Origin of the sequence: Myxococcus virescens, from assembly GCF_900101905.1 — a bacterium.
GTDB classification, from domain to species: domain Bacteria; phylum Myxococcota; class Myxococcia; order Myxococcales; family Myxococcaceae; genus Myxococcus; species Myxococcus virescens.
In genome coordinates, this window is record NZ_FNAJ01000002.1 from 98,303 (window position 1) to 125,018 (window position 26,716).

The following is a 26,716-nucleotide window of genomic DNA, read 5'->3' on the forward strand; positions in this document are numbered from 1 at the left end:
GCTCCTGGGTAGCAGTCACCCCAGCGTGCGGCCCGAATTGCTCGCCGTCAATGTCCAGTCCCGTTCCGCCTCATCCAGCGTGTATGGAAATGCAGTGCTTGCCAGAGAGTGGTTGGCATTGAATTCGCGAATTGCCAGTCTCTGCTCATCGCACCTGGTTGCCGTCCAGGCGGGGGGCCCTGGGGTGCCTGCGCGGCTCTTCCGGAATGCCCACACTCTGACTCGAACGCGCTGTCTGTAGTGAAAGGAGACCCGTCATGGGCGAGTGGACCGACAAGGCCAAGGGCAAGGTCAAGGAAGTGGCCGGCGTCGCGAGCGGCGACCGTGAGCTGGAGGCCGAGGGCAAGCGTGACGCCGCCAAGGGCGCCATCAAGGGCAAGATTGAGGACGCCAAGCGCGCCATCAAGGACGCGGTCGACTCCGACAAGCCGCGCCGGGGCGAGCCCTAGCTGTCCTGCCCGGCGCCTGCCGGGTACATGCATGTGCATGTGAATGATTCGGGCCGTGAGGAAGCCTTCCTCGCGGCCCGTTTCATTTCAGCGTGAGGACCAGGATTCCACGTTCCCTCCGTATCCGGTGCTGGACGGCATTTCAGGCCGTCGCAGACCCGAACGAGGGGGGAACTGCTCCATGCATGTGTCGCGAAATTCGTCGTTGAGAGGAGACGTGTGTCCGCCCGGGGCACGCGCGCCCGCCAGAGGCTGGCATCCACGCTGGCTTCAGGGCGTGGTGGCCGCGCTGGCGCTCTGGGGGTGCGGTGAGCCCGCGCCCGAGGGCACTCCGCCGCCCGCTGGGCCCGTCGTCACCCGGACCGCCGAGGACGGCCTTGCCTGCACGCCGGAGGACATCGCGACCGGTGACTGGATGTGTACCGGCGGCTTCACCTACAGCCTGGAGTGTTACGCGCGGCAGACGAGCGCGGCCTGTGGCGCGGACACGAGCCCGAAGACGTGTACGTCCTACGGCACGTGCCGGCACGCGGACTTCGGCTCCACGTTGGGCGTGCACCAGGCCGTGTTTCCGTTGGGCACGCGGCCCGACGCCTCGTGCGAGGTCGGCGCCCAGAACTACATGATGGACAACGCGCCCGCGTCCACGTGGGGGGGCATCACCTGGACCTGGTACATCGGTGGCAGGCCCCCGGGGGGCGGGACCTCGGAATCCATGCTCACGGGAGGCGGAGCCCTCAAGCGCGCCGCGGCGGGCGTGGGCGAGGAGTATTGCTACATCACCTACTCCAACTACCCGGTGCCGCACATGGGCACGGGACCGCAGTGCGGCACGGTGGAGTCGCCCTGCACGGTGGCCTGCCTCAACCCCCAGACGTGCCAGGTGAACGGCGCCTGGGTCACCGACGCGGCGCAGTGCGGAACGATGACGGGCCTCTGCGGCCCTGGCAGCGGCGCGCAGCTCCAAGGCACCTGCCGTGATGTCAGCCACGGCCTGGCGCCGGACGCGGAGTGCGGCGCGGGCTTCGTGGAGGGCCAGGCGCCCGCCAGCTCCACCCTGGCGCAGGTGCAAGCGCAGGCCCAGGCGCAGTGGGTGGCCTCCGGGAGCAGCGGCGCGCCCGTCTATGACGCGCCCGTCCTGTGCTCGGAGTGCCGCGGCACCTTCTCGCTGACCGCGCAGGAGGTGAACCGGCGCGTGTACGCGGCGGTGGCCATGTCCCGGACGGACCCCCGGCTGCACCTCCAGGCGGGCGTGGCGTACTTCCTGGCTCGTGACAACCCGGCGCTCTCCCAGGCCGAGCTGACGGCGGCGCTCAACGCCGTCTCCACCGCGTTGAACGTCTATCCCTTCAACCCGGAGAAGGACGGCTCCGGCCCGCGGGTGCGGACGATGATTCGCATCCTCGCGCGGGCCCAGCCGCACCTGGCCACGACGACGGCGGCGGGCAGGGCGCTGCGGGCCTATTCGCAGGCGCTGCTGGGCAGCATGCGCAATGGCTTGGACATGGAGCGGGGGCTCGTCACCGCCCACTCGCTGGTGGAGCGCTACGGGGACGTGGAGGTCTTCAACGAGGAGACCTGGTCGCGGCTGCACGACCTGGCCCAGGGCAACGTCGCGCTGGCGGCGGCGGTGAACGGCGGTGGCATTGGCGCTGGCGTGGGCGTCCAGACCTCGCAGACCGCGGCGCAGATGCTGGCCCTCCGGCCCATGGGCCCCCTGGCGGCCTTCGTGCTGCCCCGGCTGGCGAACGACGGGAGCCTGTCGAGCACGAAGGCGGACGCGCGAGGCTTCATCTTGACGGCGTCCACCGCGGGCCTGTCCGCGGCGCAGCAGTACTCCGACATGTTCAACGACCTGAACGTCGCCGAGCAGGCGTACCGCGCCTCCATCGCGCTGAAGGAGCCGGGGCAGACGCTGGCCCTGGCGGAGGGCGGCGCGGCCCAGTCGTCCCTGTCCGGCACGCCGACGTCCGAGGAGGCGGCGCTCCAGGCGGCCATCGACGCGGCGAGGGCGCGGGGCACCCATCTCAAGGACCAGCTCAACGGCGTGCGCGAGGGCGTGACGGGCGGCCTGGGCCTGGTGGCCGAGCTGTTCAAGAAGGACGGCGAGACGCAGTTCGCAGCGGACATCGTGAGGTTCGCCAGCGCGCTGAACACGACGCTGGAGGCGGTGGCGAAGTACGCGGAGAGCTCCGTCAAGATCGCGGAGAAGGTCTCCAGCTTCCTCAACCTGGGCGTGAAGGGCTTCGAGATTGTCAGTGGCGCCATCTTCACCGGGCAGATCATCGGCGCCGCCTTCCAGCTCTTCTCCCTGTTGCGCGGGGCGGCCGAGCCGCCCATCGAGCAGATCATCCTCGAGGAGCTCCGCAAGCTCCATCAGTTCGTGGAGCAGATGCAGACACGGCTGTTCAGCCGCTTCGACCGGGTGGACCGCAAGCTCAATGACATCCACCGCGACATGCAGGCCCGCTTCGACCTGGTGGACTGGGAGCTGGGCCGGGTGAACCAGAACGTGGAGGAGGTGCAGGCGTCCTTGCACTCGCTGCACGCCGGGCTGAACCGCGTGGACCAGAACATGTACGAGTACTTCGCCGACATGAAGGACGACGGCTTCAAGTTCACGGTCTGGTCCTCTCTGAAATGGGACGACCGTCACCCCACGCCCATGCCCTACGAGGACTTCTCGACGGCGGAGGGCCAGTTCTCCTTCTGGGGCGCGGAGGAAGCGCATCAATCCACCGTCCTCGCGGGCATCGACGGACGCGGCTCCAACCCGGACTTCAGCCCCGCGGACGAGTTGTCCACCCACAAGCTCTCCTACAACATCAACTATCTGCGTGAGTTCCCTGCCCAGTTGACGCTCCCCATGCTGAGCGGCGAGCGCATCTCCAGCCCGAAGGACTGGATGGCCGGCGCGGAGGCCTACGCGCAGCTCTTCGAGGAGCAGCCGGCGCTCGGCGGGCAGATGCTCTCCACCCGGCACAGCAACCTCATCACCGCGGGCACGCAGCTGGACACCGCGCTGCGCAACATTGGCAAGCCGCTGTTCGCCGGCATCCACGCGCGCTACCTGGGGGACTGGGCGTCGCTGAAGTGGCTCATCGAGCAGGCGGAGCTCGACTGGCGGCACAGCCCTGCTCGCCACCTGCACGGCATCGACCTTTGGGGAGGCCCGGACCAGGAGCCGGCGTCGCACTACCTGAAGCCGGATGTGAAGCCCGTCGTCCCCTGCGGCGGCGGCGAGTGGGGGGACTACAACGGAGACGGCGCGCCGGACTCCCTCAGCGTGGACCCGGCCCGCTGGAACCACGACGTGCTGCGCCCGCTGCTCATCGCGGACAACCTGAACGTGGACCAGGCCTCCATCGACCTGTGCGGCGAGGGGAGCTGGCAGCTCTACTCGGAGGTCTTCACGGGCTTCGGGGGCATGTACGAGCGCAAGTACCGGCTGGTGTCCACGCTGTACGTCCGCTACACCTACTGGGACGCTGCGGCGTCCGCGTTGAAGTCCGAGCGCGTGTACGAGCACCGCTTCACCGGCGGCTCTGAATTCGTCACGCTGGTGCGCGGGGTGGATCGGCCCACCTACGACCCGAACAGCGAGCACAACCCCCAGGAGTGGATGGCGAAGCGCTGGTCCGCCGTCTCGCAGGACATCACGCCGTCCAACTACATCCCGGCCCCTGCCTTCCGCGCCGCCATCCGCACCCGGGTGGTGGAGGCGCTGAAGGACCAGCAGCGCCAGTTCTACGGCAGCATCGCCACGCGCATGGGACAGGCGGGAGACGCGCTGCAGGTCCAGGCGAAGCGGATGACGGGCACGCGGCTCCTGTGGCAGGCCTACACGGCGCTGGCGCTGCCGTTGTCGCTGGACCACGACGAGTATCTGCGCGGTCTGGTGTATGGCGAGGACGCGGTGCTGTCGGGCCACGACACGCTGCAGGACGTGGAAGTCACGCCGGTGATGAACGACGTGATGGACATGTACATGTTGTTCAGCGCCACGAACGCGCCGCCGGCCCACAACATCCTGGCGGACCTGCACCCGGCGGTGACGACGCGTGCCGACCGGCTGAAGGCCGCCATCGACGCGTCCCTGGATGCCCAGGCGGAGGCGGGCGGTCCCGAGGCGAGCGCCTGGGTGGAGCCGACGCTGCTGCGGCTGCGGCTCAGCGTCCCACAGTGACGCTCACGCGGTGACATGACCTGAGGTGGCGCGGGCCGCGGGGGACCTTCCTCCGCGGCCCGTGCCGTTGCTACCGCTTCGCCACCGGCGGGCACGCGACCTCGAGGAACGTCGTCGTCTTCCCGCTCAGCATGACCCACAGGCAGCGCAGCACGCAGCCCGTCCCGAACTCCCGGTAGATGAGCCCCAGGTTGGCGACCACCTCTCGTCCGGTGATGACTCCGCGCATTGGCACTTCCCCCTTCTTCAGCGTTCCGCCCGACCCCGCCACCCACCCCGCCTGCCGCTGCCCGCCCGGACCCCTCTGCAAAGCATCGGCCGTGCTTCGCTCGAACCTTCTATCGGACTTCGGACATGCCAAGCAGGCCAAGCCTCGTGAAGGACGCCTGCTCTCCCTTCTTCTCGGTGGGGACGGCCGCCGGGTTGCTGGAGATTTTTCAGGGAGCCGCGCCTTGGCACCTCTGCCCCCCGTGGAGTGTTCCCTGGGCAGAGGTGGGCCTGTTCTGGAGGCCTGCCCGGTCGCGGACTTTGCGACACGCCGAGCCCGGTGGCGCCAGGCGCGCGACGCCTGAATCTTCGAGGTGTGGATGACGCCAGGCGCCGTGCGGCCGTCCACGGAGCGATGGAGCGACCGGCTGCCTCCGGGAGGCTGCAAGGTGCCACCTTCACCGCTACACGCATACTCACAAGGTGAGTCGGGTGGAAGGGAAGGAGGGATGGAGATGAGGCCGTCACAACTTTCGAGGACGGCAGTGCCGTTGCTCCCTCCAGGGCTCGCCCGGGGGCAGCGGGGCGTGTCGCGCTTGGTGGTGGGAACGGATTTCTCGCTGCGCTCCGAGTTCGCCCTGGCGCGCGCGCTGCGCCTTCCGCTGGCGCACGGGAGCGTCTTCTGCGTGCTGCACGTGGCCCCCGTCCTGGACGGGCAGGAGGGGCCAGGTGGGACGCTGTCGGGTGCACGCTGCCTGCGCAAGGCGGTGAGCTCCGTGTGCAGGCGGCTGCGCAACCGCGTGGACATCGACGTGCGCGAGGAACTCGGGCGAGGGGACTCGGTGGAGGTGGCGTCGGCCGTGGCGCGGATGTCGGGCGCGGAGTTGGTGGTGCTGGGGCGTCCCCATGTGACGTACCCGGTGCGTGCGCTGGCCGAGGATTCGACGGTGCGGCGAATGGTGCGCCAGCTGGGCGTCTCCGTGCTGGTGGTGGTGCCGCACCCGGTCCGGCCCTACGGCAGGCCCCTGGTGGCGGTGGACTTCTCACGCGAGTCGCGCAGGGCGCTGGAGCTGACCTTGCGCCTGTGCCCGGCGCCCGCGCTGGTGGACGTGCTGCACGTGGTGGACACGGCAGCGCAGGAGGCGGAGCTGCGCCGCGCCCATGCGCCGGCTGAGCGGTGGCTGCTGCTGCGGCAGGAGCGGGAGTATCAGGCGCGGGTGGCGCTTGGTCGCTTCCTCGCGCCCTACCGAGAGGCGGGCCGCGAGTTGGAGGTGAGGGTGCGCTGCGGCGAGCCGGCCGAAGAGGGCATCCTGGCGGAGGCGTTGGAGCGGGGCTCGGACCTGCTGGCGCTGGCCATGTCCGCCGTGGAGGCGCGCACGCCGCTGACGGAGCAGGTGCTGGCGCGCGCGGGCTGCGACGTGTTGGTGTCGCGTCACCTTCCGCCCGCATCCTGAAGCAGGAGGGCGCGCTCCGCGTTATGAACGCGGACCGTGTCTCCTCGTCCTACAACAGCCCCTGCCGCCCCGGTGTCGCTCAAGGCCCGCTTCCAGAACGCGGGCAGTCTCTTCAAGCAGCTGCCGGGGACCTTCCGGCTCTTCTGGCAGGCCAGCCCTCGCGGCGCGGTGGTGCTGGGCGCGCTGACGCTGGTGGCGGCGCTGTTGCCGGCGGCCATCGCCTGGGTGGGCAAGCTCATCGTGGACTCGGTGGTGGCGGCGGCGCAGGGCTCGGTGGAGGCCCGCTCGCGGGTGTACGGGCTGGTGGGGTTGGAGTTCGGGTTGATGCTGGGCTCGGCGGTGGTGGACCGCGGGCTGACGCTGACGCGCGAGCTGCTTCGCGCCAACCTGGGGAACCTGCTCAATGAGCGCATCCTCCAGAAGGCGCTGGCGCTGGAGTTGCAGCACTTCGAGGACTCGGCCACCTACGACAAGATGCAGAACGCGCGGCGCGAGGCGAACAGCCGGCCGCTGTCGCTGGTGACGCAGGCGTTCTCCATCGTCCGCAACACCATCACCCTGGGCACCTTCGCCGCGTTGTTGGTGGCGTTGTCGCCGTGGAGCGTGGTGGTGCTGGTGGCCGCGTCAGTGCCGGCCTTCATCGCCGAGGCGCGGCTGGCCATGGCGGGCTTCCGGCTCTACTCGTGGCGCGCGCCCGAGGGCCGCAAGCTGAACTACCTGGAGTGGATTCTCACGCGAGACAGCCACGTGAAGGAGGTGAAGCTCTTCGGGTTGGGGCCGCTGGTGCTGGGCCGCTACCGCACGCTCTTCCAGAAGTTCTTCGCGGAGGACCGTGCGCTGGCCTTCCGGCGGATGGCCTGGGGCCTGGGGCTGGGCGTCCTCTCACTGGGCGCCTTCTATGGCTGCTACCTGCTGGTGGCGGGCCGCGCGGCGAGCGGGACGATTACCGTGGGCGACATGGTGCTGTACCTGAGCGTGTTCCGTCAGGGGCAGGCGGCGTTCCAGGGCATCCTGACCAGCGTGGGCTCCATGTACGAGGACGCGCTCTTCATGAGCAACCTGTTCGCGTACCTGGACATCCCCACCGGCGGCGAGGCGACGCGGGTGCTGCCGCCGCTCTCTCCGCCGCGTGGGCACGACAGCGCCATCGAGCTGCGCGATGTGTCCTTCCGTTATCCGGGGAAGGAGGCGTGGGCGCTGAAGAACGTGTCGCTGACGCTGAAGCCGGGACAGAAGCTGGCGCTGGTGGGGGAGAACGGAGCGGGGAAGAGCACGTTGGTGAAGCTGTTGTTGCGCCTGTACGAGCCAGTGGACGGCGACATCTTCTACGGCGGCGTCAACCTGAAGGACATGGACGTGGAGGACCTGCGCAGCCGCTTCGGCGCGGTGTTCCAGGACTTCGTGCGCTACCAGTTCAACGTGGCGGAGAACATCGGCCTGGGGCACGTGCCGGCGCTGGAGGACCGGACCCGCATCGAGAAAGCGGCCGAGGAGGGCGGGGCCAGCGGTGTGATTACGGCGCTGCCACAGCAATACGACACGATGCTGGGCGGCTGGTTCGAGAAGGGGCAGGAGCTGTCGGCGGGCCAGTGGCAGAAGCTGGCGGTGGCGCGGGCCTTCATGCGAGACGACGCGGAGGTGCTGATTCTGGACGAGCCCACGGCCAGCATCGACGCGGAGGCGGAGCACGCGCTGTTCGAGCGCTTCCAGGCGCTGGCGGCGGACCGGATTGCGATTGTGATTTCGCACCGCTTCTCCACGGTGCGGATGGCGGACCAGATTGCCGTGCTCCACAACGGGCAGGTGGACGAGCTGGGCAGCCACGACGAGCTGATGGCGAAGGACGGGCGCTATGCGCACCTGTTCCGGTTGCAGGCGCGCGGCTATCGGGACTGAACGTCAGGCGCGCTCGCCACGCAGGCGCGCGATTTCCGCCCGAGCCTCGGCGAGCTGGCGCTCGGCGTCCTCCCGGCGCTGGGTTTCCAGTTCCAGGAGTCGGGACTCCTCGGCGAGTTGCTCCACTGCTTGGCGCGTGAGAATTCTCGGATTGCGATGGGCTCCGCGGCCCGCGAGTTTCGCGCGCCCATGTCACTGACTCATGGCAGGTTCTCCCGCCATGTCGCGTGCTCAAGCTCCGAAGAAGGTCGATGTCGCTGCGTTGATGAAGAAGGCGGACAGTCTGCTGGACGAGATGCCGCCGCAGCTGGACCAGGCGATTCCGTTGCTGCGCGAAGTCGTAGCGGCGGAGCCCGAGCACCTGCTGGGACTCCACTCCCTGAGCTGGTGTTTGGACCCGACGCGGAGCATGGAGCCGCACCGTTGGGAGCAGGAGTTGAAGGCCGAGCACTGGCGGCTGCGCGACCGCATCCTCGAGCTGACGCGAGGGACGAAGCCCGGCGGCGCGCTGACGCTCGCCCATCGCGCACGTTCGCTGGCCCTGAGCCAGTGGGCGGAGGACCTGGTGCGGCGCAAGCCGACCGTGGCGCAGCTCGACGACGCGGAGGCCGCGCTGAACGAAGCCAACAGTCTTCGGGAACTCGCGAACCACCAGCGTGGACGCCGCGGGCTCGAGGCGTGGCGCGCACTGACGCAAGGCAAGCCGGAGCAGGGCTACCGCGAGTTGCTCGCCAAGGTGGAGGCGTTTCCTGGCATGTGTGCCCAGGGCGTGATGGGCGATGACGACTCGCTCAACTTCCAGGGGCTGGAGGGCGCCTACTCCGATGAGGGTTTCCTGGCCTGGCTGCGGAAGCAGAAGCCCGCGGCACGCCCCGCGGGGAAGAAGGGCAAGGACCTGGATGCCGGACTCCTGCTGGCGGCGGGGCTGGATGCGAAGCCGTTCTTCGGCCCTGGCTTCGAAGGGAACAGCCGCACGGGGCGGGTGCTGGCCCTGGTGGCGTTGGGGGCGGACCTGAAGGCGAGGGATTCCAGCAAGCACAGCGTGCTCCACCTCGCCGCGATGGTGGATGACGCGGCGCTGGTGAAGGAGTTGCTCCGCCTGGGCGTCGCCGCCGACGTCGTCGATTCGAACAAGTCCACGCCGCTGCATGTCGCGGCCGAGCACGGCAGCGTGTCCTGCATCGCCCCGCTGGCGAAAGGCGGCGTGCCCGTGGATGCGCTCGATGCGTCAGGGCGGACGGCGCTCTTTGAAGCGCGTCAGGCCGACGTGGCCCAGGCGCTCATCGACGCGGGAGCGAATCCCAATGCGGGCAAGGGCTGGACGCCGCTGCATCAGCACGCACGCTTCAAGGAGCGAGGCCCCGTCATCGAGGTCCTGCTCAAGGCGGGGGCGGATGTCTCGCTGAAGAATGGCAGCGGCCAGACGCCCACGCAGGAGGCGCTGGAGCACAAGAACGCGTCCCTCGCCCAGCTCATGGGGGCCAAGGCTTCCTCGGGCAAGGCCGGTGCGTTGGACGTGCAGCCGCTGCTGGATGCGCTGGCGCGTCAGCGCAAGACGCTGCTCAAGGCCTGGTACTTCGAAGACAAGAACGTGGACGGCGTCGAACAGGTCCTGAAGGGGCTCGCGCTGCAAGGTGCCACGTCATGGGACCAGCTCGCGGCCGCGCTCCAGGGCGAGCTCCCCTGGACGGCCATGGCGGTGGTGCAGCTCGCGCGGGACGTGCTGCCGGCCGAGGAGAAGGCGCCTCGTCTGTCCAAGCTGCCGCGCTTCGTGCGCGGGGACCTCGTGGTGAAGGGCGACGTGCACGTCGATGGGCCGCTGCTCGTGACGGGAGACCTCACGGTGGAAGGCGTGCTGCGCAACGCGGGAATGGAAGGGATGCTGGTGGTGGGCGGCACGCTGCGCGCCACCGGTGTGGACACGGACGGCGAGGTCGTCGTGGGCGAGGGCCTGGAAGCGCAGGTGGTGTGGGGCCACGGCAACGACGCGTCGCTCCGCGTCGGCGGCGTGCTGAAGGCGGACGTGGTCATCGCGGACGACCACGACATCCAGGCCAAGGTGAAGGCGAAGCACCACTACGAGAACGGTGAGTTCGATGCCTCGGATGAGGCGCTCAAGGAGGTCTTCGTCGCGAAGGCCTTCGCGAAGTCGGAGTTGGACCGGGACAAGCTGTTCAACGTGCTGCGCAAGGTCGGGACCATCCTGGTGTAGACGCGGCCCTAGCACTACCCGGTCAGATGAATCGGGCGCGGGCGCCCCGTGTTGACGGAGCATGACGCCTACCCAGTTACGCAAGCTTGACCGGGAGCTGAGCGAGTTCCTGGACTCGATGACGGAGGGAATGGGCCGGACCGAGAGACGTCGCGCTCTCGGCGGCTACCTCACTGGACTGCTGCTCGACGGAGAACGCAAGAGCATCGAGCCCATGGCGGCCCGGCTCGTCGAAGCACCCGAACAGACAGAAGCCATGCGCCAGCGGCTTCAGCAGTGTGTGTCGGGCGCGGCTTGGGACGACTCCGAAATGCGGCGGCGCCTGGCGCGGCAGCTTGAGTGCGAGCCACCGGGCTTGGAGGCCCTCGTCATTGACGACACGGGCTTGCCGAAGAAGGGCGTGCATTCGGTGGGGGTGGCGCGCCAGTACTCGGGTACCCTGGGGCGGACGGAGAACTGCCAGGTGGCCGTCAGCCTGCATGTTGCTGGAGAGAAGGGCAGCGGCTGCATCGCCATGCAGCTGTACCTGCCTGAGGAGTGGACGCGCAGCAGGAAGCGCTGCAAGGCCGCCGGTGTCGCGTCTGGAGTGAAGTTTCAAAAGAAGTGGCAGATAGCGCTGAGCCAATTGGATGACGCATTGGCGTGGGGCGTGCGCCGACACCTCGTCCTGGCTGATGCTGGGTACGGCGATGCACGGGAGTTCCGCGACGGCGTGCGCGAGCGCGGCCTGCACTACTTGATGGGCGTGCAGGGCACGCACAAGGTGTGGCCGCCCGGTGCCAAGCCGCGTCAGCCCCAGAGGGCGCTGGGCCAGAACGGCCGCCCGCGCACCTCCTCGGGGGCCGTCACGCATGTGACCGGGTAGTACTACAGGGATGTGCCAGAGCAGAGGCTAGCGCAAGACCGGCGGCATGCCCTGGGGCGACCGTGACCTGGCATGTGCCGTCGTGCCCATGGGGCGACCTTGCTTTCCAATTTCAATCTGATGTCTGGTTCGTACAACTGCGCTTGTTGCGCTGCATCGGGAGGGGACTCGCTGGATGAAGATGAAGACGATCACTGTGGACTTCTACAAAGTCGAGGGTGACGATGATTTCGACTTCGCGAAGTTGCTGAGCCGCGTCGGCCAACTCGCTCCAGATGATCGGTTGAGAACCGTCAAAGGGGGGCCTTTTAGACTGGAGCATGTAGCGAAGAGGGGGATCGGCTTCGAGGGCGAGTTGGTCCGAATTCGAATGGACTATGGCCCAACCAAGGCAAGCCTGAGCACGGCAGGGGTCGAGGAAATCCCGCTGAGAGAGGATGAAGGGGTCGGCGAGGAAACGGCCTTTCTCTACCACCCAGGCACGGCTGTTCTCCTCTTGCAGCGCAATCGGATCGGAGCGACAGCGAACTCCTTTGCGTCGTACTTCAGCAACCACAACGACGGCAACGACGCCTTTGGTATGTCGCAGGTGCTTGAGCTTGATGCCCTACTGCGTCTCAATGAAATGGAGGAGTTTCGCGAGTTCGAAGTCGAAGTGGCAGGGATCGACCTCTCGGTTTTTAACGACCTGAAAGATCGGTACACCTGGAATGAACTCCAACGGATTCGTGAGCGCGCGGGGGCTCCGCGACTCGCGATGACCTTGAAAATGGGGCATGCTCGAGGCGCGTTGAATCGCGACTACATTCGAAAATTGGGGCGAACCCTACTGAACTTGGCTTCGAGCGACCCAGACTCTCGGTCGGTGACGTCGTTGAAAGTTAGGGGGAAGGACGACATGGAGGACACTGCGGTTGTGGATCTCCTGAACTACCGAATGATCGAGTCCGTGTCCTTCCCGTGGCATGACAGACGGGTCTCTTATGATGCTCGGCAGGCCGCGCTACGGGAGGCGTTCTCGAAGCGAGAAACTGAGTTGAAGAAGATGTTCGGACAAAGGAAAAAAGCGTCATGAACGTCGTCTGGGAGAAAGTCCATCCGTATGTTCTGGGGGCGGCGGCGCCTGTGGCTGCCTACTATCTGTTCAAGGAGAGGCCGCTCCCAGTGTTGCAACCTCTCTTTGCGATGACCCTCGATCTCGGAGCAATTGCAATTGGGTTCCTAGGGACTGCTAAGGGAATTTTGCTTTCGATTGATTCGTCCAAGGTCATTCAGGAGATGAGGGCGCTTGGGTCGTATGAACGGCTGACGACGTACATTATCAATGCTGTCCGATGTGCGTTCATATTGGCGGGAAGCAGCTTTCTTGGGGTTCTTGTGGACTCCAGCATTCCGAAGGACGACGTCCAGACTCGCCTCATGATGTTTTCGGCATGGATCGGCATCGTGACGGCCGTTGCATTTTCTAGCTACCAAGTGGTCGACACTTTCTTCGACGCATTGAAGTCGAAGAGTCGTGCGACCAAGCAGCAGACTGCCACTGCCTGAGATGCGTCTACCGCTGGCTCGGCCCAGCCAGCCCCGGGAACAGCGGCCCGGCGCCCACCTCCGGCGTCCGCTCCAGTCGCTCCAGGGCCATCGTCAGCAGGCCCAACTCTTCCAGCCGCGTTAGCCCGCCGACGTCCTCCGAGGCATTTAGCCCGAGGCCTCCCGCGGAGCGTGGCCCCTCGCGATGGGACACCGCCTTGCGTGCCTCCACCCAGTTCACCAGCGTGCGGGTGGCCACCTGGCCCTCGCGGCCGGAGAAGGGAGACGCCAGCAGCTCGCGCTCCTCCTCGAGCCGCTGCACTTCCAGTCACAGTGGGCGGTTCAGAAGAAGGACGACGCCACGGGGGCATGGCAGCAACAGCGCGGTGGGGCTCCGCTCCCCGCACACCGGCCCGCTACTCGCCCCGTTCCGCGGCTTCGCGTAGGGCCCGGCGGACGGCGTCGGCCTCATTGCACTTCCAGCGTTTCGCCAGCGCTTCCAGGTCCGCCGCTGACTGCAGGGTGTGGCGGACTAACTGTTTCAAGACCACGCTGCCCTTTTCGGCGCGGCGCTTTTCGGGCGGGGTCTCTGTGGGATCGTGACGGGGCAAGGCGTGTTCTCCTGTCGGTGCGCGGCACGGTACAGCACCCGACTTGGATTGCCACGGGACAACGCCAGGCAGGGTGGGGTGGAAAGGCATGGTGCCTCCCGCGCGTCGTCTACGAGCTGCGCGGCGCGCTCCAGCACCGCATCCACCAGGGCGAAGAGGAGGCGGCTCACCGTTCGCCTCCCTCGGCCCGCTTGAGACGCTCGCTCAGCTCCAGCAGGTCCAGCAGCGCTCGACACGCGGGCGTCCACGCAGGCCCGCCCGCTTCGGTCCCACACGCGCAGGGCCTGGCCGTCTGCACGCCGTCTCTCGGGTGCTGGGCGCGCACGGCCGCGCGCAGTGCCTGGAGCCCTTCGGAGTCAATGCAGTAGCGGGGGGGGCAGCCATGAGCCGCCTCGCTCCCAGCGGCAGGCGTCGCGGCAGCCTCGGCCTTGAGCTGCTCGCGGATGGCGGTGGCCAGGACTGGCATCACCTCGCGGCAGAACGCGCGCAGTTGCGGCTCGTAGTCGTGCGTCGCGAACTCGTGGGCATCGTCGATTTTCGTCTCGCCATACCAGTCGTGGAACTGGTCGACGTCCATCTCGTCATGCTCGCTTGGACTGCTGTCGCTGTAGGGGGAGAGGGCATCGGCCAGCGTCTGCCATTCCTGGGCGGCCTGCTCCTTCGTCCAGCCGCTCTCGCGCCGAGACTCGAGGATGTACTCGCGGATGCCCTTGAGGGTGGTAGCGCCATCCCACCATGTGGCCCGGCCCAGCTTGCTGCACAGGTAGTCCGCGTCATTCTCCAGGCCAACGACGAAGGCGCGGAACTCCATTCCGGGGCTGCCCCACCGGAATGCATAGCCGCCGCAGTTGGAGACGGCGGAGAAGTAGCCGTCGCTCCGCATGACGACGTCCGCGAGCCAGCGCCCCTTGGGCGTGCGCAACCTGTACTGGTAGACGGTTGGATCAGCCACGGGACGGGCCCTCCCCGGCTGGCAGCAGCGGCGGCATGGTTCCCGTGCGGTACGCCTCGGCGACGGCGGGCAGGGCGTGCTGTCCCACTGTCTTCCCGCCGGGCACCACCAGGTGCGCGAGGAAGGACTCCTCGAACGTCTCCACCTCGCTCTCGATGCTGACGAACTTGGCCTTGATGGTGAGCAGCAGTGCCCGCCACCGCTCGCGGCAGGCCTGCTCCCTGGCACTGGTGGCCGCTGCCGTCGTCCGCCGGTTGCCGCGTCGGTCCTGGGTGAAGCGCTTCTCGTCGGCGCGCGGGAGAGGCATGGTGAACTGCACACGCCGGTCGCGCAGCTCGAAGAACACCACCGCCCGGCCCGCCTCCTCGGCGAATGCCGTGCGGGTGGCGCCGCGGCGGCGCAACAGTTCCTTGATTTCGGACTCCGTCTTGGAGACGGCCACGTAGGTGCCGGCGGCGTACTTACCCACGGCGCACCGCCTTCCCGAGCAGGGAGCGGATGATGCTGGCGGCCTCCTCCAGGCCACGCCGGCGCCCGCGCTCGTCCGTCCTCCCGGCCATCTGGTCGCGCCGCTCCAGCAGCGCCTGCGAGGCCTGAGCATGGAAGTCCCTCGCGCCGAGCTGCGCCGCGTGGCGCACGGCCTGCGACAGCGCGCGGGTGTTGACGTCGAGCAACCCGTGGGCGTGGGCAGTCCCCCGCTTCGCCTCGGCTAGCGCGTTGCCGAGCACGCCAAGCGCCCACCACTCGGTGGTGCCCGACGCCAGCGTGACGCTGCCGTCCTCCACTACCTGCACCCCGCCGCTCTCCAACACCACACGCTGGTGAGGCATCCCTTCCAATGCCGGGTCATGCCACATGGTGCACGCCCGGCCCTCGCCGTACTTGCACTCGTCCGGCGTGCAGTGCTCGGCGTGCAGATCGGGCGTCGCGGGAGGCTCGTCAACCGGGCCTTCGATGAGCGGCACCGCGGGCACGGGCGTCATCCGCGCGCGTTGGTGGGCGTAGGCGTCGGCCGTCATCATCGCCATGTTGGCCACGTCAGGAAGCGCCCGCCAACGGCACTTGGTACCTCGACTATCGCGACGCGGCGAAGGCGCGCCAGCAGCCTTCCATCATCGCCCGGACGAAGAGCGAGGCGGAGAAGAAGCTCCGCGACGCGCTAAACGACACGGACGATGCGAAAGCTGGGCGCCGACCGATGCGCTTCAGGGCGACGCGCTTGAGCGAGGCCGCGGCAGAGATGCTCAAGCTTCGCGAGGGCACGCCCAGCTACGTCATGGACGAGCTGAACCTCCGGCTCCACGTCCTGCCGTTCCTGGGGAAGAAGTTCTTGACAGAGATTGCTCCCGCTGACGTGGAGGAACTTGCCGTCCAGCTCGCGCGAGGGGGCAAGGGGCGAAAGCCGCTGGCGCCTAGTTTCGTCCAGCAGGCCATCCGGCGCCTCGCGTCGGTGTTCACCTGGACGAAAAAGAAGCTCTTCTTCGGAGACAGTCCGACGCGGGAGGCGAAGCGGCCGAAGATACCTAAGCGGCTCCCCAAGCGGCTGTCGGACGCGCAAGTCGTCAAACTCCTGTCGGAGTCTCGCCAGTGGCACGACCTCTTCTGGTTCGCCGCGACGACGGGACTGCGAGAGGGCGAGTTGTGCGCGTTCGAGTGGACGCACTTGGTGCTGGACACGGAAGAGCCCCATGTGTTGGTCGCCGGAAGCCGCAGCGCGGACACGCCAAAGGACTTCGAGGAGCGGGTCGTCCCCATTCCTCGCGACGTGGCGGAGATGCTCCGTCGACGCCGGGACTCAGCCACTAGTCGGTATGTCTGGCCGGGGCCGGACGGTGAAATGCAGCGGCGTGCCGACACCGTCTACGGGGACGCCTTCAAAGAGGCGGCGGTGCGAGCCGGTCTCGTCCGCGGGTGGGCCCACGCGTGCAACTGCGGGCACCACTTCTTCGCTCCCACACGCAGGCCCCGCCGGTGCCCGAAGTGTCCGGCGACGGTGCTGCCGAAGGTGGTGCGCGGCGAGTTCACCTTTCGCCACCTGCGCAGCACCTATGCGAGCGCCCTCGGCAATCCCGTCCTCGCTCAGAAGGCGCTGGGGCACTCGGACCTGAGCACGACGATGGTCCACTACTACCAGGTCGACGCCGCGAAGGTCCGCGAGGCCGCCGAGGTGCTCCCGTTCGCTGTAGGGGCGGGGCGACTGGCGGCGACGGGACAAATCCACGCAGCACAGCAATCAGGAAGAGGTGTCAGCCATGCTCGCCAGTGACGTTTCCCCTCTGTCGCCCTCTAGTCAGGCCCTGGGCAGGTGGTCCCGCACCACGCCGAGCCAGTACTCCTTCCCGGAAAAAGGGCGCTCTGCCGCCGAGTGCCGCCGAGCGTCGCTGAGTGTCGCGGGCGTGGCGTCGCCCCCTGTTGAGCGCCGCCGAGCGTCGCTGAACGCCGCTGTCGGCCGGCAGGCGTGGGACAAAGACGGGACAAGGATTGAGGCGCCATCGTCGCTTGATGGTGCACTCGCCGAGCTGCGCCGGGCCGTGGCCGACCTGATGCCGCTGTACCACCAGCAACACGCCCCCTCCCAGGATGGGCCGCCGTGGGACTCGTGTCCTACGTGCCGGCGCTTCCTGGGGGTGGGTCATGTCTGAGCGCCTCCCAGCCCGCTTCGCCCTCGAATTCGAGCAGGTGGGTGACGGCTGGCGCGCGAGCATCCCGGGCTACGCCGCTGTGTGCACCGGCCCCTTCGGGTACCAGGAAGCGCACGCTGCTGTCCTGGCCGAGGTAGCCCGTCGTCACGCCGCTGGACACCCGTCCACGACGCCGGACGCCATGCTGCTGGATGCGGTGGGGCAGGTGCTCACCCAGCGGGCCAAGGATGACGAGTGGAGCACGCTCAACGTGAGTGATGCGTTCCGCGCGTGCCTGAAGCGCCTCCGTGCCGCCTACGACTTCGCGAAGGGCGGTGGACGATGAGCCCCGCCCTCCTCCTTTTCCCTGAGTTGTGCCTGCCCCCGTCGCCCCGGCTGCGCCGCCGCCTCGCCGCGCCTTCCATCGCGCCCGCCAGCGGCTTCGGCGCGAGCTCGTGGCGGCACTTCACCCCGCGCCAGCGCGAGGTGTTCGCCAAGCCTCGCACTCTGGCCACACTGCTGGAACTGCTCCGCGAGCGGCCCAGGGGCACCTGCACCATCTGCTGGCGCGACATGTCCCTCGCGCTGGCCGGCTCGACCACCCAGGTGGCCTGCTCGCGTGAGGACGGCACCGGGCGCACGCGCTGGTGCCAGACGTACGTCGTCCACTGCTACCGCGACGGTGAGCGCCGCCGCGAGGCCGCGAAGGCGGGACTCGTCGCGACGCTTGAGGGTGGTGCAACGTGAGCGTCCTCCACCTCAACGTCCTGCCCGCGCCCGTGTACCCGGAGACGCACAAGGCCACGGCCGTCGTCTCCCGCACGTCGGTGCGCAGCGGCAGCGGCTGGCGCGTCACCGCCTGCGACGCGGACGGTTGCCCGGTGGTGTCCGTGTGGGACGCCTCGCCTACCACTGCCTGGACGGAGGTGGACAAGGACGTGGCCACGCTGGCGCGCATCGCGACGAAGCACCCGGACGGCGTGCCCATGGTGCGGAGGCGCGCGTCATGAGTTGCCGCCTTTCACTTACCTGCGCCAGCAAGCGGACTGCGACTGGGTGGCGCGTGTCCATCCGCGCGGAGGGGCTGCCGGACGTGACTGCTGACGCGACCACCAGCGGGGAGGCCAGGACAGCCGCCTTCGCCGACCTGCAGCGCTTGGCCGACGAGAGGGAGGCGCTCGGCCAGCCCCTCAACCTCGACGACTACGCCGTGCACATGGAGTTCGACCCCGAGGAGGTGTGCCAATGACGTGTCCAGCCCCCATCCGTCGTCCACCGCCCGAGCCCGGCCCCCATGGTGAGCCCACCGGGCGCCAGCTCGAGGTGCTCGCGTACGTGCACCTCCACCAGCTCGCCTTCCGGCGCGCTCCATCCACCTATGAGTTCTGCGTCCGCTTCGGCTGGAGCAGCACCGGCGCACCGGCCGACTACCTCATGCGTCTGGCCGCGCATGGCCTGCTGGAGAGCCCGCCCCGCATCGCCCACGGCCTGCCCCTCACCGCGTCCGGCAAGGCCGCCGCCACCGAGTACCTGCGCACGCATCGGCTGGAGCTGCGCGGCACCCCCGCCGTCAACAAAGGAGCTACGCCGTGAGCGAACTCACTGAGACGTTGGGCCGTACCATCCAGGCGCGTCGGAAGGCGCTGTCACTGACGCAGGAGAGGCTCGCGGAGAAGGCCGGACTCTCGTCCAACTTCGTCAGGATGATTGAGCGGGGCACCCGCGTCCCTCACCTGGAGACGTTGGAGAGCGTGGCCGCCGCGCTCGACACGAGCGTCGTTGCGTTGCTGAGCGCGGGCGACGAGTCCGCCGACGTGGCCGCTCCGCTCCTCGGCCTCATCCGGGCGCGCCGCCTCAGTGCCGAGGACGTGCGCCGGATTGAGACTCTCGCTCGCACCATGTTTCCCGCGGGGGAGGTGGCCCATGGCTGAGTCCGTGTGGAAGCAGATTGACCGGCTTCTGATGGAGCACCAGTCCACCCGCGAAATGGTCAATGCCCGCAAGGGGTGGCGCTTCCGTGGTCGCAAGCCCAACGGCGACTGGTTCGCGCGCAACGGCCGCGGCACGAAGGCGGTGGAGGTGCGAGCGCCGACGTCGAGGGGGCTGCTCCTCGCGATTGGCGATGCCACCTGCGAGGGCTGTGGCCACGTCGTCACACGCCGCACGCAGATGGGGTGCGGGACCCGCGGCTGCAAGTGCGCCACCTGCCAGGAAGCTCCGACTGGGCTCGTCGCAGAGGGGGACGCGAGCCATGCCTGAGTTCCCCCAGTGCCCGAAGTGTGGCCAGCGCGCCATCTACCCGAAGGAGAACGACGAAGGGGACGAGGACTACACCTGTGCCGCCTGTGGTCACTTCATCCTGTGGCCGTCCCGTGCGGTTCGTGAGCAGGCCGAGGACGCGGTGCATGCCTTCCGCGGAGGCGCCATCGGCTTCGCCCGCCACTGGGCGTCCAAGCTCGCTGACGAGCGCGCGAAGGTGGCGCGGCTTGCGGAGGGACGCTGGTGAGCCCGCGCGCCTTCACCACCGGGCACCTCCTGGTCGCCGTGACCGGCACCGTCGCCGGGGCCTGGATACCCAGCCTGAGCGACCAGCAATTCCAGGCGGCCCTCTGCGCGTTCGGCTGCACCGTCCTCTTCGCGGCGCTCGCCGCCCCTTTCGTCCGGAGCACCAGGTGACATGGCTCTACGTCCCCCGGGGATTCCTCCCCTCCGAGTCCTCTCCGTCTGCTCCGGCGGCGGAGGCCTTGACGCAGGCATCCACCTGGCAGCGCCTGGAAGTCGAACGGTGCTGTACGTGGAGAGGGAAGCACCTGCCGTCGCGGCGCTGGTCGCTGCTATGGCGCAAGGAGCGCTGTCTGATGCTCCTGTCTGGAGTGATGCCGCCACCCTCGACGGCCGCGCATGGCGTGGCTGCGTGGACCTCGTCGCTGGTGGCACCCCTTGTCAGGACCTCAGCCTCGCGGGGAAACGCGCAGGGCTGGGCGGCAGCCGCTCGGGACTCTTCTGGAAGTTCCGTCGCATCGTCCGCCAAGTCCGTCCGCGCTACGTCCTCTGGGAGAACGTCGGAGGCGCCGCGTCAGCTCTCCCTGCCGTTGGTCGCGCGTTCGCACGCGCGGGCTATACCGGCGCGTGGGTCCGAATTCCGGCAAGTGCAGTGGGCGCCAGCCACAGCCGCGCCCGCGTCTTCGCTCTCTTTGTCGATGTGGCCCACGCTGGACTCGCTGGCGCCGCAGGTGGCGAGTGGCCTCTGGCCCACGGCCACGGCCACGGACGCGAAGGCGAGCGGGAGCGCGGGCTACGCGAAGACGGCCACGCACAACCCAGGAACGACGTTGACGGACGCCACGGTGCGCTACCCGCAGTGGCCGGTGGACGCGGTGTGGCCGACGCCCAGGGCGTCGGACGGGGAGAAGGGCGGGCCGGGACAGCGGGGCAGCAGCGGGGACCTGATGCTGCCGAGCGCGGCGGTGCAGTGGGCCACCCCGGTGATGAACGAGGACAAGGCCTCGGGCTACCTGAGCGGGGACGGCGTGAGGCGTCCGGGTCTTCGACGACAGGCAACGTCAGCCTGCCTCTCTGGCCTCCTGGCCCCGCTGACGTCGACGGCTGGCGCCGAGTCCTTGCAGTCGCCCCACATTTCGCCCCGGCTCTCCCTCAACCCGCTCTTCGTCGCGTGGTTGATGGGATGGCGCTGGCTGCTGGCGGGCTTGGTCGAATCGACCTCCTCCGGCTGCTCGGCAACGGCGTCGTCCCAGCTCAGGCCGCCGCTGCTCTCCGACTCCTCTGGCCCGTTGTCACTGGAAGGCGCTGAGCCATGAGCACCTGCACCACGCCCCGTGCGCGCCTGCTCGCCGTCACCGTGCCCCAGCCCTACGCCTACTCGGTGGCGGTGCGCGCGTGCCCCGTCGTCAACCTGGCCGAGGTTCCGCCCGGGGCCCTGGGCTCCTACGTCGCCGTCTGCGCGGGCGAGTACGACGAAGGCATCGCCCACTGGATGGACGTCCACGGGGGGATTCGGCCTTTCGCTTCAGAGGACATCCATACCGGCACGGTGCTCGCGGTGGCGCGGGTGGCGGCCGTGTCCCAGTGGCCGGACGTCCCCCGCGAGTCTCGCTGGTACGTGGGGCCAGTGGGGCTGTGGCTGGCCGATGTCATCCGCCTGCCTGAGCTGGTGTCCGTTGAGCCCGGCCCAGCGGCGCAGTGCTGGGAACTCCCCGAGGACGTCCGCGCCGCCGTGCGCGCCGGGTACGCCACCGTCCAGGCCGAGGACAAAGCGCGCTGGACGGACTTCAACGCGCGGGCTGCACGGGCCCAGTCCCGCCCGCCCGCCCCGACGCTCAAGGACAAGCTGCTGCGCCTGTGCAACTGCCGCCGGGCCATGACGCCATGCCCGACGTGCAAGTCCTTCCGTTGCCTCAACCCGGACTGCGGGCCCCACGCCTGCCACCAGGAGGCCCGCCCGTGAACACCAACTGCGTGAAGCGTCACTGGCTCATCACCGACAAGGGCGACCCTGCGGCGCTCGCGCTCGTCGACGGCGTGTCCGTCGGCAAGGCGCCGCACTATTCGCGGCAGCAGCCCGGCACGCGCAGCTTCACGCGGAACGGGCAGAACCTCGTGTTCATCACGGCGGACGCCCTCGCGTGCTGGGTGACGTTCCGACCCACTCCTGGAAAGGCCGTGCGCCCGGACGGGCGCGATGTGTGGGAGTGCGCTCTGTTTCGGAACGAGGGGCCACACCTCTCCAGTGCCCTTATCCGCGAAGCCGTGGCGCTCACCTGCGCGCTGTGGGGGACGCCTCCACCCGGGGGCATCGTCACCTTTGTCCGCCCTGACAAGGTGGACTCGGGGCTTCCTGGCTACTGCTACCGGCGCGCTGGCTGGCGTCGGAAGGGAGCGTCCAAGGACGGGAAGCCGATGTTTCGCGCGCCGCGCATCGGCGTCGTCCCCGACTGGCGTGAGTGGGCGTGGAGCGGCGACCGCGGTGGGAAGCTGCGCCGCGCGCTGGAGCAGCCCTTGCTCCTGGAGGCCCACCCTTGAGCTGCCAACGCCTCCGCGCCACCACCTGCCGCGTGTGCGGCGCCGTCCGGCTGGGCACCAGCCTCACGGAGTCCGGCCAGCTCGCGCCCCACGCGGCGACGGCCGCAGGTGCTGCCGTCCAGGCCGCCTGCCCGGGCCCGTGGCCCACCTGTCGCCATGGCCACCCCTGGCGTGCCGGGTGCCGCAGCCAGCCCGTCCCGCCCATCTGCTGCCTGCACCCGCCCTGCGTGCTGGAGCAGCCGCCCCTTCTTCCTTCCGAGCCCGTCGTCACCGAGGTGCCGTAATGGCCCATTGCCCCGTTCATCAACCCGAGATTGACTGGCTGAAGGCGGAACTGGCGTACCAGAAGGGGCTGGTCGATGGCCTGAGTAACTCGGTCCATCTCATGGCCAAGGCACTAGCGATGCAGCCGGTGGCGGTGAAAACGCAGCCCGCGCCCCGCCCGTCGCCGCCACGCGCCCAGCCGGCCCCTGCGCCTCAGCCTCGCGTGTACTTCATCCAGGCTGGCGAGATGGGACCAATCAAGATTGGGTCCTCACGCAACCCGGCGACTCGTCTCCTGGAGTTGCAGACCGGGAACCCAGAGCCCCTCTTCCTCTGCGCCACGTCGCCTGGGGGCGTCGAGGCAGAGCAGCAACTCCACGAGGACTTCGCCTCGCTGCGAATGACTGGCGAATGGTTTCGGCCTGCTCCGGAGCTCATCGACTACGTCCAGTTCATCGCCTACCTGAACGAGAGGGGGATTCTGTGAGCTGCCTTCCGTGGTTCAAATTCCGCTCAGCCGCTCCTGAGGAGTACGCGGTGCACGCCCTCTGCGCCCGCCTGGGGCCCGAGGCCGACGTGTACCTCTTCCGCCTCTGGGCCTACTGCGGCCGCGAGCGCCTCGACGGGCGCTTCCCGGGCCCCGGCGCTGACCTCGCCGTGGAGCGAGCCGTGCGCTGGCGCGGGCGTCGTGGCAGGTTGGTGGAGGGGCTCCTCGCGGTGGGCCTGCTGGTGGTGGAGGGCGAGGACCTGGTGGTGGCGAAGTGGGAGGAGGAGCAGGGCGCCCACATCGCCAAGGTGGACCGGGATCGCACGAAGCCCGACGGCAGGTCGCGAGGGAGCAGCGAGGAATCCGCCAACCTCCCGCGCGAATCCCTCCAAACTCCCGCGCGGGATACCGGAGGGGAGAGGGGAGAGAAGAGAAGGGAGACGAAGTCTCCAGGACGTAAGGCAGAGGAGAAGACGCCGGGTGAGCGCGTCCCTGTGGCGCCTCAGCCACCGCCCCTCACGAATCCCCCCAAGGCTCCGCGCGGAAAGCCGGAGGGAGTCGCGAGGGAGAGCGGTGGCAAGGAGTCCCTCCCCGACGGCGTCAACCGCGTACACCTGGCCGTGAAGGGCGTGCCCTACGACTGGCGCCCCGGGCGGGACGACCCTGCCGCCCGGGATCTGCTGTCCCGCGGCAGCGTCGCGGAGGTGCTGCGCCGGCTGGAGAACGGGCTCCGAGCCCACTTCAAACAGCGCTGCGACACCCTCACGGACCTGGTGCGGCGCTGGGAGGCCAACGCCACCCCCGAGCACCGCGCCGACGCCGGCCAGCCCAGCGCCCCTGCGGAGGCTCGCCGCCGGACGGACGCGGCCGTGGGACGGGGCGAGGCGCCGAAGGCGCTGGACCTGCCCGACACGCCGGCAGGTGCTGCCTGGGCCCAGGTGCTGGAAGGAATGCGCGAGCGGGGGAAGTCCTACGCCGCCGGCCAGGCGCAGGGGTACGTCCGCCCGGTGGCGCTGGAGGGCGGCTGCCTCGTGTTGGAGGCGCCGGACAGGTACGCGCTGAATGGGCTGGAGGACCTGCGCCCCGCGCTTGAGTCCTGCGCCCGCGCCCTGGGCCTGGAACTGAGGGCCACCATCGCTGGCCAGCCTGCTGACGCCCACGCCGGAGGCCTCCAGTGACAGCCTGCCCCCAGCGCCTCTGCGCGGACGAGAGGTGCGGCAAGCCGGTGCCGCAGGGGAAGGACTACTGCGGCCGGGCCTGCCGCAAGCGAGTCACCGAGCGTGCCCGGTGGCGACGGCGAAGGGGCACGGGGCGGACGAAGGGGACACCCGTCTTCATCCGCAACCTCCGTGCGCTGACGCCACCGGGGCTGTGCGTCTACTGCGACGCGCCGCTGCCGGGCATTCGCAGGTACGTCTGCGGCGAGCGGGACTGTCTCCGGGCGTATGAATCTGACTTCCGGCGCGAGCAGCGGGCCATCGCGCGTGGCGAGGTGCCGGAGTTGGTGCAGGTGCCGGAGGACTCTGTCGTGTCGGAGTGCGCCGCCGAGCTCCGCGCGGGCACGCAGCGCCTGGCACTCCAGCTTGACGCATTACGTGCAGGCGTTCGCGAGTTGTGCGAGCAGTTGTCCTGTGAGGTGAGGCATTGAGCTGCCGCAAGCCGCCCGACACGGAGGAAGCCCTGCGCATGGCCCGGGAGCGCATCGCCGAGCTTGAGGCGCGGCTGCTCAAGGTGGCCACCGCCCTCGACAGGTACGGACGCCACGAGCGTGGCTGCCGATTCGCGCGCACCCACGGGCACTGCCGCTGCACGTGCCAGTTGCACGACCGCATCCTGGAGGGAGGCATCCGGCCATGAGCAACGCGAACCGCGCGCAGCGCCCAAAGCGGAAGGTGCTCATCGAGTACCACAACACGTTCGACTGCCCGCGGAGCACGTACCCCGACCTCTGGTGCCGGTGCGTGGGCGGCCCGGTGCTGACGGAGACGTGGCTGCCCGTCACCGACAAGCGCCGCGATGCCGTGGCCGCAGCCCTCGCTGTGAAGTGGGAGGCGCTCCCTGCCGACGCGGTGGAGCGCATCGCGAAGGAGGCAGGGCTGTGACGTGCCTGCGCGACGCCGACATCCGCCAGCCCCTGGCCCAACTCGCCGCCCGCGCGTACCCGGGCGCCCAGGTGCTGCACGAGGTGGGGCTGCTCCACGGCCAGTGCCGGGTGGACGTGGCTGCCCTGTCCCCAACCTGCCTTCATGGCTGGGAAATCAAGGGCGACACCGACAGCCTCAAGCGCCTGCCGGCGCAGGTGGATGCCTACTCCCGCGTCCTCGACCGCTGCACACTGGTGGTGGGCGACGTCCACATCGCTGCCGGGCTGGCCCTGGTGCCCGCGTGGTGGGGCGTGCTGAGCGCGGCGCAGGTGAAGTTTACAAATTTCGAAACTCGTGAATCCGTCGCCTTCGAGGTGGTGCGCCAGGGCGCCGACAACCCCTTCCGCGAGCACCCCTCCACCGTCTCCCTCCTGTGGCGGGGTGAGGCGGAGGCGCTCCTCGAGGAGTTGGGCGCCGCCCGGGGACTACGTGGGAAGCCGCGCCAACGCCTCTACTCCCGCCTCAACGAGGTGCTGCCCCCGGCCGAGCTGCGCGCCCGGGTGCGTCAGGTGGTGTCCGCGCGCGGCGACTGGAGGCTGACGTGAGCCGGTGCAACCGCTACGCCCTTGCCCGGGACGCCAACGAGGGGCCCATCGTCGAGCGCATCCGCCTGGCCGGGTGGTTCGTCCTCCGACTCAATGGCGCCGGGCTTCCGGACCTGCTGTGCGTCCGGCACGGCCGGGTGGTGCTCATCGAGGTGAAGGCGCCGAAGGGCGGGCGGATGAAGCCGGCCCAGGTTGAGCTCCACGCCCAGCTGCGCGCCGCGGGGCTCGTCATCGCCATCGCCACCACCCCCGAGGAGGCGCTCGCGGCGCTGGAGGGTGACGTGGTGCGCACCGCCCAGGACGTCCGCGCGGAGAAACGTCGGGGCGCCACCAGCGTCCGAGCGCTGGCCACATCCGCCAGTTACTCACCCAGGAAGGAGCCGAGGAGATGACGGGCAACTCGAATCTGAATCTCGTAGCAGCGCGTGGCGGCTGGATTGGCGTGGACCTGGACGGCACGCTGGCCGAGTACGGGACGTGGCGCGGAGTCGGGCACATCGGTGCGCCGGTGCCGGCCATGCTCGCCCGGGTGAAGCGTTGGCGCGCCGCAGGCGTCGAGGTCCGCATCTTCACCGCTCGCGCTGGCGATGCCGAGTGCCTCCCGGCAATCCAGGAGTGGTGCCAGACGCATGTGGGCGAGGTGCTCCCCGTCACGGCGACGAAGGACTACCAGATGGTGGAGCTCTGGGATGACCGGGCCGTCCAGGTGCTGGCCAACACCGGGCAGCGCGCAGACGGGCAGGAGGACATGCTGTGAGCTGCGACCCGTACCAGGACAAGGTGAGGCAGTTCCACGAGGCGACCGGGCAGCCGGCCCCGGACGCGCCCACCATGCCCGACGCGGCAACGCGGGTGCTCCGCGTGCGACTCATGGTGGAGGAGGTGCTGGAGTACGCCAAGGCATCCGGCGTCCGCGTCATCGCCACGGCCAACGTGCTGGAGAGCGGGCGCGACGTCCGCGTCAGCCAGCACCCCCGGCAGGAGCCGGACCTCGTGGCCATGGCCCACGAAAACACCGACGTCCTCTACGTGGCGCTGGGGAATGCGGTGGCCATGGGCGTCCCCGCTCAGGCCTGCTTCGACGAGGTGGCCGGCGCCAACCTCCGCAAGGCCCCGGGCGGCAAGGTGACGCGCCGCGAGGACGGCAAGGTGGTGAAGCCCGAAGGCTGGGTGCCTGCGGACGTGGGCGCAGTGCTGGCGCGTCGGAAGGGGTAGGCCGGCGCACCCGTTTGACTCGTTTCAGAGGAATGCAGCAG

General features: G+C 69.1%; 36 protein-coding genes and 2 pseudogenes. 32 read left to right on the forward strand and 6 right to left on the reverse strand.

Annotation, left to right across the window (positions count from 1 at the left end):
* Positions 1-257: 257 nt before the first annotated feature.
* Both BLU09_RS06815 and BLU09_RS06820 read left to right on the forward strand, forming a co-directional pair.
* Positions 258-449 carry a CsbD family protein gene (locus tag BLU09_RS06815; protein ID WP_090487297.1) on the forward strand — a complete coding sequence of 64 codons (192 nt, stop codon included), beginning with the start codon at positions 258-260 and terminating at the stop codon, positions 447-449.
* Positions 450-726: 277 nt separating this feature from the next.
* Entirely contained in the window at positions 727-4,635 is a 3,909-nt protein-coding gene (locus tag BLU09_RS06820) for a hypothetical protein (RefSeq protein ID WP_244171487.1), read from the forward strand.
* Positions 4,636-4,705: 70 nt separating this feature from the next.
* On the opposite strand, the gene BLU09_RS38675 is transcribed toward BLU09_RS06820, so the two are convergent.
* A complete protein-coding gene (locus tag BLU09_RS38675) occupies positions 4,706-4,864 on the reverse strand; it encodes a hypothetical protein (protein ID WP_167371045.1) in 159 nt (52 codons plus the stop codon).
* 352 nt (positions 4,865-5,216) lie between these two features.
* On the opposite strand from BLU09_RS38675, the gene BLU09_RS06825 reads away from it, so the two are divergent.
* Positions 5,217-6,296, forward strand: a complete 1,080-nt coding sequence (locus BLU09_RS06825) for a universal stress protein (protein WP_090487302.1) — start codon at positions 5,217-5,219, stop codon at positions 6,294-6,296.
* 72 nt (positions 6,297-6,368) lie between these two features.
* Complete coding sequence (locus BLU09_RS06830) at positions 6,369-8,192, forward strand: ABC transporter ATP-binding protein (protein WP_090487305.1); 1,824 nt, start codon at positions 6,369-6,371, stop codon at positions 8,190-8,192.
* Between the two features lie 3 nt (positions 8,193-8,195).
* Here the strand turns inward: BLU09_RS06830 and BLU09_RS39835 are convergent, their stop codons facing one another.
* Positions 8,196-8,318: a hypothetical protein gene (locus BLU09_RS39835; RefSeq protein WP_261771068.1), complete on the reverse strand. Its 123-nt coding sequence runs from the start codon at positions 8,316-8,318 to the stop codon at positions 8,196-8,198.
* A 76-nt stretch (positions 8,319-8,394) separates the two neighbouring features.
* Between BLU09_RS39835 and BLU09_RS06835 the strand changes: the two genes are divergently transcribed.
* The 4 genes and pseudogenes from BLU09_RS06835 (at position 8,395) to BLU09_RS06850 (ending at position 12,817) form a co-directional block, all read left to right on the forward strand.
* On the forward strand, positions 8,395-10,404 hold the full coding sequence (locus BLU09_RS06835; RefSeq protein WP_090487308.1) for an ankyrin repeat domain-containing protein: 2,010 nt from the start codon (positions 8,395-8,397) through the stop codon (positions 10,402-10,404).
* Positions 10,405-10,465: 61 nt separating this feature from the next.
* Positions 10,466-11,236 (forward strand): annotated as a pseudogene (locus BLU09_RS06840) (IS701 family transposase); the annotation flags it as partial.
* A gap of 208 nt (positions 11,237-11,444) precedes the next feature.
* Positions 11,445-12,344, forward strand: coding sequence for a DUF6731 family protein (locus BLU09_RS06845; RefSeq protein ID WP_090487312.1), 900 nt, complete (start codon positions 11,445-11,447; stop codon positions 12,342-12,344).
* On the forward strand, positions 12,341-12,817 hold the full coding sequence (locus tag BLU09_RS06850) for a hypothetical protein (protein WP_090487315.1): 477 nt from the start codon (positions 12,341-12,343) through the stop codon (positions 12,815-12,817). Before BLU09_RS06845 ends, BLU09_RS06850 begins: the two co-directional genes overlap by 4 nt.
* A gap of 7 nt (positions 12,818-12,824) precedes the next feature.
* Here the strand turns inward: BLU09_RS06850 and BLU09_RS06855 are convergent, their stop codons facing one another.
* The 4 genes from BLU09_RS06855 to BLU09_RS06870 form a co-directional block, all read right to left on the reverse strand.
* Positions 12,825-13,118 carry a hypothetical protein gene (locus tag BLU09_RS06855; RefSeq protein WP_090487318.1) on the reverse strand — a complete coding sequence of 98 codons (294 nt, stop codon included), beginning with the start codon at positions 13,116-13,118 and terminating at the stop codon, positions 12,825-12,827.
* Positions 13,119-13,573: 455 nt separating this feature from the next.
* Positions 13,574-14,359 (reverse strand): phiTE_072 family protein, encoded by a 786-nt coding sequence (locus BLU09_RS06860; protein WP_090487321.1) that lies wholly within the window; start codon positions 14,357-14,359, stop codon positions 13,574-13,576.
* Positions 14,352-14,828, reverse strand: a complete 477-nt coding sequence (locus BLU09_RS06865; RefSeq protein ID WP_090487324.1) for a hypothetical protein — start codon at positions 14,826-14,828, stop codon at positions 14,352-14,354. The genes BLU09_RS06860 and BLU09_RS06865 overlap by 8 nt, the downstream gene beginning before the upstream one ends.
* Positions 14,821-15,387, reverse strand: a complete 567-nt coding sequence (locus tag BLU09_RS06870) for a hypothetical protein (protein ID WP_143043112.1) — start codon at positions 15,385-15,387, stop codon at positions 14,821-14,823. Before BLU09_RS06870 ends, BLU09_RS06865 begins: the two co-directional genes overlap by 8 nt.
* A 212-nt stretch (positions 15,388-15,599) precedes the next feature.
* Between BLU09_RS06870 and BLU09_RS06875 the strand changes: the two genes are divergently transcribed.
* From BLU09_RS06875 to BLU09_RS06985, 24 genes and pseudogenes are all read left to right on the forward strand, one after another.
* Positions 15,600-16,625: a tyrosine-type recombinase/integrase gene (locus BLU09_RS06875; RefSeq protein ID WP_167371046.1), complete on the forward strand. Its 1,026-nt coding sequence runs from the start codon at positions 15,600-15,602 to the stop codon at positions 16,623-16,625.
* A 368-nt stretch (positions 16,626-16,993) separates the two neighbouring features.
* Positions 16,994-17,326: a hypothetical protein gene (locus BLU09_RS06880; RefSeq protein ID WP_090487333.1), complete on the forward strand. Its 333-nt coding sequence runs from the start codon at positions 16,994-16,996 to the stop codon at positions 17,324-17,326.
* Positions 17,323-17,727, forward strand: a complete 405-nt coding sequence (locus BLU09_RS06885) for a hypothetical protein (RefSeq protein WP_244171491.1) — start codon at positions 17,323-17,325, stop codon at positions 17,725-17,727. The genes BLU09_RS06880 and BLU09_RS06885 overlap by 4 nt, the downstream gene beginning before the upstream one ends.
* Positions 17,724-17,990, forward strand: coding sequence for a hypothetical protein (locus BLU09_RS06890; RefSeq protein ID WP_090487339.1), 267 nt, complete (start codon positions 17,724-17,726; stop codon positions 17,988-17,990). Before BLU09_RS06885 ends, BLU09_RS06890 begins: the two co-directional genes overlap by 4 nt.
* A 53-nt stretch (positions 17,991-18,043) precedes the next feature.
* A complete protein-coding gene (locus BLU09_RS06895; protein WP_143043113.1) occupies positions 18,044-18,229 on the forward strand; it encodes a hypothetical protein in 186 nt (61 codons plus the stop codon).
* The gene (locus BLU09_RS06900) at positions 18,226-18,573 is read left to right on the forward strand and encodes a LexA family transcriptional regulator (RefSeq protein WP_090487344.1); all 348 of its coding nucleotides are present in this window, start codon (positions 18,226-18,228) and stop codon (positions 18,571-18,573) included. The genes BLU09_RS06895 and BLU09_RS06900 overlap by 4 nt, the downstream gene beginning before the upstream one ends.
* Positions 18,570-18,911: a helix-turn-helix domain-containing protein gene (locus BLU09_RS06905; protein WP_090487347.1), complete on the forward strand. Its 342-nt coding sequence runs from the start codon at positions 18,570-18,572 to the stop codon at positions 18,909-18,911. Before BLU09_RS06900 ends, BLU09_RS06905 begins: the two co-directional genes overlap by 4 nt.
* Positions 18,904-19,239, forward strand: a complete 336-nt coding sequence (locus tag BLU09_RS06910) for a hypothetical protein (RefSeq protein WP_090487350.1) — start codon at positions 18,904-18,906, stop codon at positions 19,237-19,239. The genes BLU09_RS06905 and BLU09_RS06910 overlap by 8 nt, the downstream gene beginning before the upstream one ends.
* Positions 19,232-19,486: a TFIIB-type zinc ribbon-containing protein gene (locus tag BLU09_RS06915; protein ID WP_090487353.1), complete on the forward strand. Its 255-nt coding sequence runs from the start codon at positions 19,232-19,234 to the stop codon at positions 19,484-19,486. The genes BLU09_RS06910 and BLU09_RS06915 overlap by 8 nt, the downstream gene beginning before the upstream one ends.
* Positions 19,483-19,656, forward strand: coding sequence for a hypothetical protein (locus BLU09_RS38680; protein WP_167371047.1), 174 nt, complete (start codon positions 19,483-19,485; stop codon positions 19,654-19,656). The genes BLU09_RS06915 and BLU09_RS38680 overlap by 4 nt, the downstream gene beginning before the upstream one ends.
* A gap of 1 nt (position 19,657) precedes the next feature.
* A pseudogene (locus tag BLU09_RS40060) lies at positions 19,658-20,158 on the forward strand (DNA cytosine methyltransferase); the annotation flags it as partial.
* 22 nt (positions 20,159-20,180) lie between these two features.
* Positions 20,181-20,798 (forward strand): hypothetical protein, encoded by a 618-nt coding sequence (locus BLU09_RS39285; protein WP_244171492.1) that lies wholly within the window; start codon positions 20,181-20,183, stop codon positions 20,796-20,798.
* A complete protein-coding gene (locus BLU09_RS06930; RefSeq protein ID WP_090487359.1) occupies positions 20,795-21,445 on the forward strand; it encodes a hypothetical protein in 651 nt (216 codons plus the stop codon). Before BLU09_RS39285 ends, BLU09_RS06930 begins: the two co-directional genes overlap by 4 nt.
* A complete protein-coding gene (locus tag BLU09_RS06935; protein WP_090487362.1) occupies positions 21,442-22,020 on the forward strand; it encodes a hypothetical protein in 579 nt (192 codons plus the stop codon). The genes BLU09_RS06930 and BLU09_RS06935 overlap by 4 nt, the downstream gene beginning before the upstream one ends.
* A complete protein-coding gene (locus BLU09_RS06940) occupies positions 22,017-22,304 on the forward strand; it encodes a hypothetical protein (RefSeq protein ID WP_090487366.1) in 288 nt (95 codons plus the stop codon). The genes BLU09_RS06935 and BLU09_RS06940 overlap by 4 nt, the downstream gene beginning before the upstream one ends.
* Entirely contained in the window at positions 22,304-22,771 is a 468-nt protein-coding gene (locus BLU09_RS06945; RefSeq protein WP_090487369.1) for a GIY-YIG nuclease family protein, read from the forward strand. Before BLU09_RS06940 ends, BLU09_RS06945 begins: the two co-directional genes overlap by 1 nt.
* Positions 22,772-22,821: 50 nt before the next feature.
* On the forward strand, positions 22,822-23,949 hold the full coding sequence (locus tag BLU09_RS06950; RefSeq protein WP_244171493.1) for a hypothetical protein: 1,128 nt from the start codon (positions 22,822-22,824) through the stop codon (positions 23,947-23,949).
* Positions 23,946-24,419, forward strand: coding sequence for a hypothetical protein (locus tag BLU09_RS06955; RefSeq protein WP_090487375.1), 474 nt, complete (start codon positions 23,946-23,948; stop codon positions 24,417-24,419). The genes BLU09_RS06950 and BLU09_RS06955 overlap by 4 nt, the downstream gene beginning before the upstream one ends.
* Positions 24,416-24,628 (forward strand): hypothetical protein, encoded by a 213-nt coding sequence (locus BLU09_RS06960; protein ID WP_090487378.1) that lies wholly within the window; start codon positions 24,416-24,418, stop codon positions 24,626-24,628. Before BLU09_RS06955 ends, BLU09_RS06960 begins: the two co-directional genes overlap by 4 nt.
* On the forward strand, positions 24,625-24,873 hold the full coding sequence (locus BLU09_RS06965; RefSeq protein WP_090487381.1) for a hypothetical protein: 249 nt from the start codon (positions 24,625-24,627) through the stop codon (positions 24,871-24,873). The genes BLU09_RS06960 and BLU09_RS06965 overlap by 4 nt, the downstream gene beginning before the upstream one ends.
* Complete coding sequence (locus BLU09_RS06970; RefSeq protein WP_244171494.1) at positions 24,870-25,460, forward strand: sce7726 family protein; 591 nt, start codon at positions 24,870-24,872, stop codon at positions 25,458-25,460. The genes BLU09_RS06965 and BLU09_RS06970 overlap by 4 nt, the downstream gene beginning before the upstream one ends.
* On the forward strand, positions 25,457-25,852 hold the full coding sequence (locus BLU09_RS06975; RefSeq protein ID WP_090487384.1) for a VRR-NUC domain-containing protein: 396 nt from the start codon (positions 25,457-25,459) through the stop codon (positions 25,850-25,852). Before BLU09_RS06970 ends, BLU09_RS06975 begins: the two co-directional genes overlap by 4 nt.
* Positions 25,849-26,217, forward strand: coding sequence for a hypothetical protein (locus BLU09_RS06980; protein WP_090487389.1), 369 nt, complete (start codon positions 25,849-25,851; stop codon positions 26,215-26,217). Before BLU09_RS06975 ends, BLU09_RS06980 begins: the two co-directional genes overlap by 4 nt.
* The gene (locus BLU09_RS06985; protein ID WP_090487391.1) at positions 26,214-26,675 is read left to right on the forward strand and encodes a pyrophosphohydrolase domain-containing protein; all 462 of its coding nucleotides are present in this window, start codon (positions 26,214-26,216) and stop codon (positions 26,673-26,675) included. The genes BLU09_RS06980 and BLU09_RS06985 overlap by 4 nt, the downstream gene beginning before the upstream one ends.
* The last annotated feature ends 41 nt before the right edge of the window (positions 26,676-26,716 follow it).